Genomic DNA, 8,806 nt, shown 5'->3' with positions numbered 1-8,806 from the left:
CGGTGTGGCGGGTCAGGCCTTGTGCTGCATGCTGCTGCGGGCCGGGTTGGACTGTTCGCCGGCCTTGGGGTCCTTCTCGTTCGCCTTGGCGCGCACACCTTCCTTGATGCGCTCGCCGATGGACTTGTCGATGTTCGACCAGTACTCGAAGGCCCTGACCAGGATGGGCTCGCTCACGTCGTTGAGCAGGTGCCCGACGACGTTGTCCACCAGCCGGTCGCGCGCGGCGTCGTCGAGGACCTCGCGCACCATGGTGCCCGCCTGCCCCCAGTCGTCGTCCTCCGCATGGTCGACGTAGGCGGCGCGGGTGATGTCGCCGTCCGCGTGCCAGCTCGGCGGGGCGTAGCGGCTGGTGTCGGCTGCCGGGCCGCCCTTGGAGTTCGGTGCGTAGACCGGGTCCTGCGTCTTGTTGTACGCCATGGCCCCGTCTTTGGAGTACGTGCGCAGCGGTGCGACGGGAGCGTTGACGGGCAGCTGCTGGTAGTTGCCGCCGATGCGGTGGCGGTGCGCGTCGGCGTAGGAGAACAGCCGCGCGAGCAGCATGCGGTCGGGGCTGGGGCCGATGCCGGGGACCAGGTTGTTGGGCTGGAACGCGGCCTGCTCGATCTCGGCGTGGTTGTCCGTGGGGTTGCGGTCGAGCGTCATCTTGCCGACCTCGATCAGCGGGTAGTCGCCGTGCGGCCACACCTTGGTCAGGTCGAACGGGTTGAAGCGGTAGGTCGCCGCGTCGTCGTACGGCATGATCTGCACGTGCAGCGTCCAGCTGGGGTACTCCCCGTCGCGGATGTGCTCGAAGAGATCCCGCGTGTGGTAGTCCGTGTCGGCCGCGGCCATCTGGTCACCCTCGTGCTGGGTGAAGTGCTCGACGCCCTGGTCGGTCTTGAAGTGGTACTTCACCCAGAACCGCTCGCCCTGCGCGTTGATCCACATGTAGGTGTGCGAGGTGTAGCCGTTCATGTGGCGCCAGGAGCGCGGGATGCCGCGGTCGCCCATCAGCCAGGTGACCTGGTGTGCGGACTCGGGCGAGAGGGTCCAGAAGTCCCACTGCATGTCGTGGTCGCGGAGGTTGTTGTCCGCACGGCGTTTCTGGGACCGGATGAAGTGCTGGAACTTCATCGGGTCCTTCACGAAGAAGACCGGGGTGTTGTTCCCGACCATGTCGTAGTTGCCCTCGGTGGTGTAGAACTTCACCGCGAATCCGCGCGGGTCGCGCCACGTGTCGGGGCTGCCGCGCTCGCCGGCCACGGTGGAGAACCGGGCCACCAGGTCGGTCCGCGTGCCCGGCTGGAAGAGGGCGGCTTTCGTGTAGGCGCTGACGTCCTGAGTGACCTCGAAGTGGCCGAAAGCGCCGCTGCCTTTGGCGTGCGGCTGCCGCTCGGGAATCCGCTCCCGGTTGAACTGCGCCATCTGTTCGATCAGATAGGAGTCCTGCAGAAGGATCGGCCCACCGGCGCCGACGGTGAGCGAGTGTTCATCGCTCTCGACCGGAGCACCGGCGTCCGTGGTGGTCGCCTTACCTGTCACGTCGCTCATGGGTTACGAGTGCCTTTCGGTGGGTGATGTGCTCTGCGCCGCGAGGCGCTGGTCAGCGGAGATCCGTCCGGGGACCGGCGGATTCGGCGGCGTGTCGGGGTCCAGTCCATCTTGCGGCTTTTCTCCCGGTGTGGCCATTTCTCCGCGCCCTTCCGTCCGCGTGGTCCTGCCGTCCGCCGTCCGCTGCCGGCCGTCGGTGTGGATCTTCGGCCGGACAGGGTCCGAGTGCCCGACTTGGCGCGGCCAATACGTGGGGAGTACGTCCGTTTCCTGTTTCCGGCCGCTCAGCTGCTGCCGGGGCTGGTGAGGTTCTCGCGGATCTTGGCGATGGCGAAGCCCCAGCCTTGCTGCACGGTCGGCTTGCCCGGCACGGCGATCTCCTCGGGGTTGGTGAGGACGTCGAGCAGAACGGGGCCCGGCGTGGCGAAGGCCTTGCCGACACCCTCGGCGAGGTCCTCCGCACGGCTCACCCGGATGCCGGTGATGCCAAGGGCCTCGGCGACCGCGGCGAAGTCCGGGTTGTCGAGCTCGGTGCCGAACTCCGGCAGGCCCGCTTCCTCCTGCTCCAGCTTCACCATCCCGAGCCGCTGGTTGTCGAAGACGACCAGCTTGACCGGCAGCTGCCGGCTGCGGATGGTCATGAGATCGCCCAGGAGCATGCCCAGACCGCCGTCGCCGCAGAAGGCGACGACCTGCCGCTCCTTGTCCAGGAGCTGCGCGCCGATCGCCTGCGGCATCGCGTTGGCCATCGAGCCGAGGTTGTACGAGCCGAGCAGGCGGCGGGAGCCGCGCATCTCCACGAAACGCGAGAGCCATACGGTGGCCATGCCGGTGTCCGAGGTGAAGACGGCGTCATCGGCCGCCAGGGCATCCACCGCCGCGGCCAGCGCCTCCGGGCGTACGAGGTGATCCCGGTTGTCGAAGGCGGACCGCACCTTGCCGATCAGGCCCCGGTCGTGCCCCGGCGCGGCGAGGCGCTGCTGCCCCTCCTGCCACTTGGCGAACTTCTCCCGCGCCGTGTCCAGGTGCCCCCGCTCCGTCCGCCGCTCCAGGCGCTCCAGGAGCCCGCGCACCGTCGGCCCGACGTCCGCCGCGAGGGGCACGTCGACCGGCACGCGCCGGCCGATGTGCTCGGCGACCCGGTCGACCTGGACGACCTTCTTGCCCTGCGGATACCATTCCCGGTACGGAAAGTCGGTGCCGAGCAGCAGCAGGGTGTCGGCGTGGTCCATCGCGTGCGAGGCGGCCGGATTGCCGATCAGGCCCGTCTGGCCGACCTGGTAAGGGTTATCGCCCTCGAAGCCCTCCTTCGCCTTGAGGGTGAGCACCATGGGCGAGGCAAGGCGCTCGGCGAGGGCAAGGACGTCCTCGCGGGATCCTCGCGCACCGCGGCCGACGAGCATGGTGACCTTGCCGCCGTCGGAGAGCGCGGCGGCCGCCTCGTCCAGGGCCGGGTCGTCGGGCCGGTTGGCGGAGCCGACGACGGAGAGCCGGGCCGCCCGGTCGTCGGGCAGTTCCTTGCCGCCGATGTCGCCGGGGACCGTGAGCACGGCGACGCCGCGGCGTCCGATCGCGTTGCGTACGGCGATCTCCAGGAGGCCGGGCATCTGCTCCGGCGAGGTGACGGTGGCGCGGAAGACGGCGACGTCACGGAAGAGCAGGTCGTTGTCGACCTCCTGGAAGTAGTCGGTGCCCACTTCGGCCAGCGGCACCTGGCCGGCGATGGCGAGCACCGGGGTCCCGCTCTTGGCGGCGTCGTACAACCCGTTGAGCAGGTGCACGGAGCCCGGCCCCACGGTGCCCATGCAGACCCCGAGTGTGTCGGTGAGCTGGGACTGGGCGCCGGCGGCGAAGGCCGCGGCCTCCTCGTGGCGGCAGCCCACCCATTCGACGGACCCGCTGTCGCGGATGGCGTCGGTGAGGGGGTTGAGCGCGTCTCCCACCACGCCGAACACATGGCTCACTCCGAGTTCTTCCAGGCCGTCGATCACGACGCGGGCAACAGTGCGGGACATCAGGGGGTTCCTCTCAAAGGATCGGTTCGTACAGGGGAGGGGCGCGTACGGGGCACGGGCGCGGGTGTCACACGGCGAAGGTGTCCGGATCGGCCGCATGCCAGTCGGCGGCCCAGCTCCCTGGCGGTGCGGCGAGCAGTTCGCCGGGGGAGAGCCACTCGTACAGTTCGGCGTAGGACCGGAACCGGCCGTGGTCCTCGCGGCGGCGCAGCAGGCGGGGATCGAGGTCGGCGGCGCTGCGCACGCCCATCGCGGCCAGGATCTGCAGCGCGCTCTGGACGGTGTTGCGCTGGAAGCGCTCGACGCGCGCGGCCTTGTCCGTGACGTCCAGGGCGCGGGCGCGGTAGGGGTCCTGGGTGGTGACGCCGGTCGGGCAGTGGTTGGTGTGGCAGCGCTGGGCCTGGATGCAGCCGACGGCGAACATCATGGCGCGGGCCGCGTTGGTGTAGTCGGCGCCCATGACCAGGCGCTTGACGATGTCGGACCCCGTCGCCACCTTGCCGCTGGCGCCCAGGCGGATGCGGTCGCGCAGCCCCGCGCCGGTCAGCGCGCTGTGCACCATGATCAGGCCCTCGGTGAGCGGCATGCCCAGGTGGTCGGCGAACTCCAGGGGCGCCGCGCCCGTGCCGCCCTCCGCTCCGTCCACCACGATGAAGTCCGGGGTGATCTCCTCCGCCTTCATGGCCTTGCACACGGCGAGGAACTGGGTGCGGGAGCCGGGGCACAGCTTGAAGCCCACCGGCTTGCCGTCCGCGAGCTCCCGCATCCGGGCGAGGAAGCGGACGAGTTCACGGGGGGTGGAGAACACGCGGTGGTACGGCGGTGAGACGACCGTCTGGCCTTCGGGCACGCCCCGCACCGAGGCGATCTCGGCGTTGACCTTGCTGCCGGGCAGGACGCCTCCGATGCCCGGTTTCGCGCCCTGGGACAGCTTGAGCGAGACACAGCGCACGGCGGGATGGGCGGCCTTCTCGGCGAACTGCCGGGCGTCGAAGTCCCCGTCACGGGTGCGGCAGCCGAAGTAGCCGGTGCCGATCTCCCAGATGAGGTCGCCGCCGGGCCGCAGGTGGTAGTCGGACAGGCCGCCCTCGCCGGTGTCGTGGGCGAAACCGCCGCGTTCCGCGCCCGTGTTCAGCGCCAGGATGGCGTTGGAGGAGAGCGCGCCGAAGCTCATCGCCGAGACGTTGAGGAGCGCCATGTCGTACGGCTGGGTGCAGTCGGGGCCGCCGATGCGGACCCGGGGCGGTTCCTCGGGCACCTTGGCCGGTGCCATGGACGGCACGAGGAACTCGTAGCCGCGTTCGTCCATGTCACGCTCGCTGCCGAACGGCTCCTCGGCGGCGACACCCTTGGCGCGTTCGTAGACGATGCTGCGGGTGTCGCGGTCGTAGGGCCTGCCGTCGTAGTTGCGCTCCACGAAGTACTGCTGCAACTCGGGGCGCAGCGTCTCCATCAAGAACCGCAGGTGGCCGAGTACGGGATAGTTCCGCAGTACGGTGTGCCGCCGCTGGAGGAGGTCGTACGCACCGGTCGCCGCCAGGGCCGGCAGGGGAGCTCCGGCGAACCACCACCACGGGGATACCAGGAGGGCCAGCAGCACACTGCCCACCGCGCAGGCCATCAGCAGGCCGACCACTGCGAAACGCGTCATGGACCCCATCTGACCCGAATTCGACCGGTCACACATGCGCACGTGCAACGCATGTCCGGTGGCTCCCAGGAGCGGCCCGCGATTCCCGGGGCCCTACGCCAGAAACGCCGCGGTGCTCGCGGTGAACCGTTCGGCGTCGTCCAGCCAGGGATAGTGACCCGCCGCCTCCTGCACCACACAGGTCGCGTCGGCAAAGAGCGCGGCGAACTCGGCCACCGGCTGAGGGGGACTGTTCACGTCGAACTCCCCGGTGTGCAGGAGCACGGGAAACGCGCCGCGCGCGAGGCCCGCGCGCGTGGCGTCGGGGTCGAAGGCGCCCTCGGCCGCGAAGCCTGCGACGGCCTCCTCGTTGCCCGGCCGGCCGTCCGCGCAGTGACGCTGTGCGGCACTGTCCCACCGGCCGTAGAAGAAGGGGCTGATGGCCTCCCAGTCCGTGCCGGTGCCCTCGGTGATCGCCTCCAGGGCGGCGAAGGCGGGCGGGAACCACGGCTCGTCCTTGCGCAGCCGCGCCGGCTCGCGCCGCATCTCCCCGGTGACGGCGATGCCGACGGCTCGGGTTCCGGGGCTGATCAGGGCCAGCTTGCCGAGGCGGTGCGGGTGGCGGGCCGCGTACTGCGCGGCGATGTTCGCGCCGCCGGAGTGGCCGAGCAGGTCCATTCGGGGCAGGCCGAGGTGCCGGCGCAGGGCTTCGACGTCGTCGACGAGGCGGTCGCAGCGGTAGGTGGCGGGGTCCGCGGGGAGCGCGGAAAGTCCGGTGCCGCGGGTGTCCAGGAGGATCAGCTGCCGGTGCGCGGACAGGCCGCCGAGGTCGCCGAGATAGCGGGAGCCCGCGGGGCCGCCGGGGATGCAGACGAGCGGGGCGCCCTCACCGTGGAGGCGGTAGGCGAGGCGGGTTCCGTCGGGTGCGGTGTAGGTGGGCATGCTTCGCATCCTGACAGTCATAACCAGGTTATACAACCCGGTTATGACGGCGGGAGTGCCGACCTGTATAACCGAGTCATGGCAGGTACAGAGGACACGCACCAGGACTCCGGGGCGCTGACCGAGGGTCAGGCCGGGCGGATGCTTGCCGGGATGAACGAGGTCATCCGCGCGGGCGAGGACATGCGGAAACTGCGCGCGGAAATGATCAAGTTGCTCGCCGGGCTCGGCTGGACGCAGGACAAGATCGCCGAGGTCGCGGACATGAGCCAGCCGGCCGTGTCCAAGCAGATGGCGAAGGACAGGGCCGGCGAGCGGCCGCCGCCGATGGAACTCCACCTCGACCAGCGGGACATCCCCTGGCTCGAAGGGCGCCTGTGGGGCCTCGCCGAGACGGTCTCCGAAACCCTGGACGAGGATGCCGCATGCACCCGCTGCGTCGATGCCCTTAGCCGGGGGAGGAAGCGCTTCACTCCCCGGAGCGTCGACGAGCTGAGGCGTCTGCTCGAAGAGGACCTGCGGCGGCATCAGTCGCGACTGCCGGGCTGCCGGGGCGCCTACGACGAGATCAGCCGCCGCCTCGACATCCCGGCGAAGGGCACCGCCACCGGTTCGCCCTCCGTGCGTCGCGCCCTCGCCCGCGAGATCCAGCGCGACCGGCTCGCGGTCGACGCCTGAGCCGGGCGTCCCGGCGGGCGTACACCGCTGGAAAACGGCTTCGCGGCGCGGGACTGGTCCGGGCATGATTTCCCCCGTGCATGAGGACAGCCGCTTCCGCGGACACGGGCGGTACACGCTGACGGAAACGGAACACGACCAGATCCTGGGCGTGTGCGCCGAGGCGGAGGGACTGTTCGGGGAACCCCGGCGCGGAACGTACGAACTCCTCGGCTGGGTCCCGGAAGACGGCGAGGTGCGGGGCTGGATCGGCAGCCGGGTATGGCTCGTGCCGGACGAGGAGCCACTGGACGCCTGGCTCCTCGAGGACGCGGAGAGCCGCGGGAGACTCGCCGGGACGGACAGCCTCGTACTCACCGGCCTGGACGACTACGAAGGACCGCCCGAGGGATACAGGGGTTCCGTGCGGGTCCACGACGGCCGCCGGTGGCTGGGCTCCTGCCGGGAGTTCGCCCTCGTACTGCCGCCCGAGCAGCAGACGCCCCCGCTCGTCCTGCGCGGGCTCCTCCCCGGCGACCCGCTGCGGGCGGCCCTGGCGAAGGGCACCCGGCGGTCGCTAATCCTGGCGGAAGTGGCCCTCGAAATACACGACGACCAGGGCGAGTTGCTCAGCGACCGCACGTTCTGGACCGAAGTCAGGGCCTGGCGCCCCTCGTCCCGCGGGAAGAACCTGATCGACCTGGAGCTCGACGCGACCCTCCTCCACCTGCCCGTCCCCGACCACGCCCGTCCCCTGTGGGAGCAGTGGTTCACCGGGCCGCCGGATGCCCCGGGCGCCTGGAGCGCCCTCGACACCCGGCGCCGCGGGGCCTGGCTCGATCTCGTCCGGGAACACCACTGCCGCCGCCCGCACCGCGACCGCCCCGCCGGGCACGCCTACGAACTCGACGGCCGGTACATCACCGACGAACCGAGCCTCTACCTGGCACTCGGCGAGGCGGTCAACGGGCCCGGCGGCTACTTCGGCGGCTGCCTGGCGGCCCTCGACGACTGCCTGCGCGGCACCTTCGGCTACACCGCGCCCGCGACTCTGCTCTGGCGGGACGCCGCGACCGTGCGCGAGCACCTGTCCCGGCAGCTGACGCCGGAGGGCGGCGCCTACGACCTGTTCGCCGAGGTTCTCGATGCCCTGGCCGAGGGCGGTATGCGGGTCACCCTGGCGTGAGGGCCGGGTCGGCGCCGGGGTCCAACAGGAGGCGCGCTGCCGGTCGTTGCGGTATGGCGGGCGCCAGATTTCGAAAGCCGGTGCGAGTACTGGCGGTAACGCCGGTGTTCCTCCCTGATGCCGATTGGAAGTCACTCGAACTTCTTGTTTCCTGTCAGTCGGCTGTGCCAGGGTGAGCTTCCTCGCGCCGAGGCCATGGTCAAGCCCGCTTTTCTTGTCCGGGATCTCGTCCGGTCGACCCACAAGGTCTTCCGCCGGTCGTATGCGGACAGTTCGCGGTTTGCTGATGCTTTTTACCGCCCCGGCGAGTCCTAGGTACGCACCAATCAGTCGCCCGCTTTTCGGCGGGTGCGATTTCCCGTGTGCCGCCTTTCGGCTTGGAAGGAAAAGGATCCGTGCAATCCCCGCACCCCCCACGCCCGACTCACCCTCCTCATCCCGGTGCCGATCCCGCAGAATCCGACCTGAGCCTCGCCGCCCGGCTGCGGGGCGCGCCGGAGGGCGAGCCGGGCCGCCCCGCAGCGCTCCTGCTCGCACGGCACTGGCAGCCGACGTACGACTACGCGGCCATCTGCCTGGCCTCGCGGACGAGTTCGGCCTCGATGGTCGCCACCGCGGCGTTCCACCAGCTGCTCGGGGAACTGGCGCGCGGCGAGCCGGGCGGCGCCCTTCGTCCCTACCTCCTGGTGACCGTCCGGGAGACGGTCAGGGGATGGACCGTCGACGATCGTATATCCGCTTTCATGCCGGAACTCCGCAAACCCACCGGAGGCCGCGGCATGCGGGCGGCGACCTCCATGACGCCCGAAAAGCGGCAACTGGCCGCACGGTCCTTCTGGGCGC

Annotated in this window: 6 protein-coding genes and 1 pseudogene; 3 read left to right on the top strand and 4 right to left on the bottom strand. The window is 70.5% G+C overall.

Annotation, left to right across the window (positions count from 1 at the left end; all coding sequences use genetic code 11):
• Positions 1–12: 12 nt before the first annotated feature.
• The 4 genes from ACQKIP_RS31825 to ACQKIP_RS31810 form a co-directional block, all read right to left on the bottom strand.
• Positions 13–1,533 (bottom strand): catalase, encoded by a 1,521-nt coding sequence (locus tag ACQKIP_RS31825; protein ID WP_365855845.1) that lies wholly within the window; start codon positions 1,531–1,533, stop codon positions 13–15.
• A 284-nt stretch (positions 1,534–1,817) separates the two neighbouring features.
• Positions 1,818–3,548 (bottom strand): thiamine pyrophosphate-dependent enzyme, encoded by a 1,731-nt coding sequence (locus ACQKIP_RS31820; RefSeq protein WP_365855847.1) that lies wholly within the window; start codon positions 3,546–3,548, stop codon positions 1,818–1,820.
• 67 nt (positions 3,549–3,615) lie between these two features.
• Positions 3,616–5,199 (bottom strand): FMN-binding glutamate synthase family protein, encoded by a 1,584-nt coding sequence (locus ACQKIP_RS31815; protein ID WP_365855849.1) that lies wholly within the window; start codon positions 5,197–5,199, stop codon positions 3,616–3,618.
• Between the two features lie 93 nt (positions 5,200–5,292).
• Positions 5,293–6,120, bottom strand: coding sequence for an alpha/beta fold hydrolase (locus ACQKIP_RS31810; protein ID WP_365855851.1), 828 nt, complete (start codon positions 6,118–6,120; stop codon positions 5,293–5,295).
• Positions 6,121–6,198: 78 nt separating this feature from the next.
• On the opposite strand from ACQKIP_RS31810, the gene ACQKIP_RS31805 reads away from it, so the two are divergent.
• The 3 genes and pseudogenes from ACQKIP_RS31805 to ACQKIP_RS31795 all read left to right on the top strand — a co-directional run.
• Positions 6,199–6,798 carry a sigma-70 family RNA polymerase sigma factor gene (locus ACQKIP_RS31805; protein WP_365855853.1) on the top strand — a complete coding sequence of 200 codons (600 nt, stop codon included), beginning with the start codon at positions 6,199–6,201 and terminating at the stop codon, positions 6,796–6,798.
• A 64-nt stretch (positions 6,799–6,862) separates the two neighbouring features.
• Positions 6,863–7,963, top strand: a complete 1,101-nt coding sequence (locus ACQKIP_RS31800) for a barstar family protein (protein WP_365855855.1) — start codon at positions 6,863–6,865, stop codon at positions 7,961–7,963.
• 395 nt (positions 7,964–8,358) lie between these two features.
• Positions 8,359–8,806, top strand: a pseudogene (locus ACQKIP_RS31795) (hydrolase); the annotation flags it as partial.

Origin of the sequence: Streptomyces sp. NPDC059900 (assembly GCF_050270335.1) — a bacterium.
GTDB lineage: Bacteria > Actinomycetota > Actinomycetes > Streptomycetales > Streptomycetaceae > Streptomyces.
The sequence above is the reverse complement of the archived record's forward strand: the minus strand, read 5'-3'. Positions and strand labels throughout refer to the sequence as shown.

Excerpts from the sequence above, each read along its gene's own strand:
- ACQKIP_RS31825 (WP_365855845.1), bottom strand. The coding sequence starts at position 1,533 with ATGAGCGACGTGACAGGTAAGGCGACCACCACGGACGCCGGTGCTCCG.
- ACQKIP_RS31820 (WP_365855847.1), bottom strand. The coding sequence starts at position 3,548 with ATGTCCCGCACTGTTGCCCGCGTCGTGATCGACGGCCTGGAAGAACTC.
- ACQKIP_RS31815 (WP_365855849.1), bottom strand. The coding sequence starts at position 5,199 with ATGACGCGTTTCGCAGTGGTCGGCCTGCTGATGGCCTGCGCGGTGGGC.
- ACQKIP_RS31810 (WP_365855851.1), bottom strand. The coding sequence starts at position 6,120 with ATGCCCACCTACACCGCACCCGACGGAACCCGCCTCGCCTACCGCCTC.
- ACQKIP_RS31805 (WP_365855853.1), top strand. The coding sequence starts at position 6,199 with ATGGCAGGTACAGAGGACACGCACCAGGACTCCGGGGCGCTGACCGAG.
- ACQKIP_RS31800 (WP_365855855.1), top strand. The coding sequence starts at position 6,863 with ATGATTTCCCCCGTGCATGAGGACAGCCGCTTCCGCGGACACGGGCGG.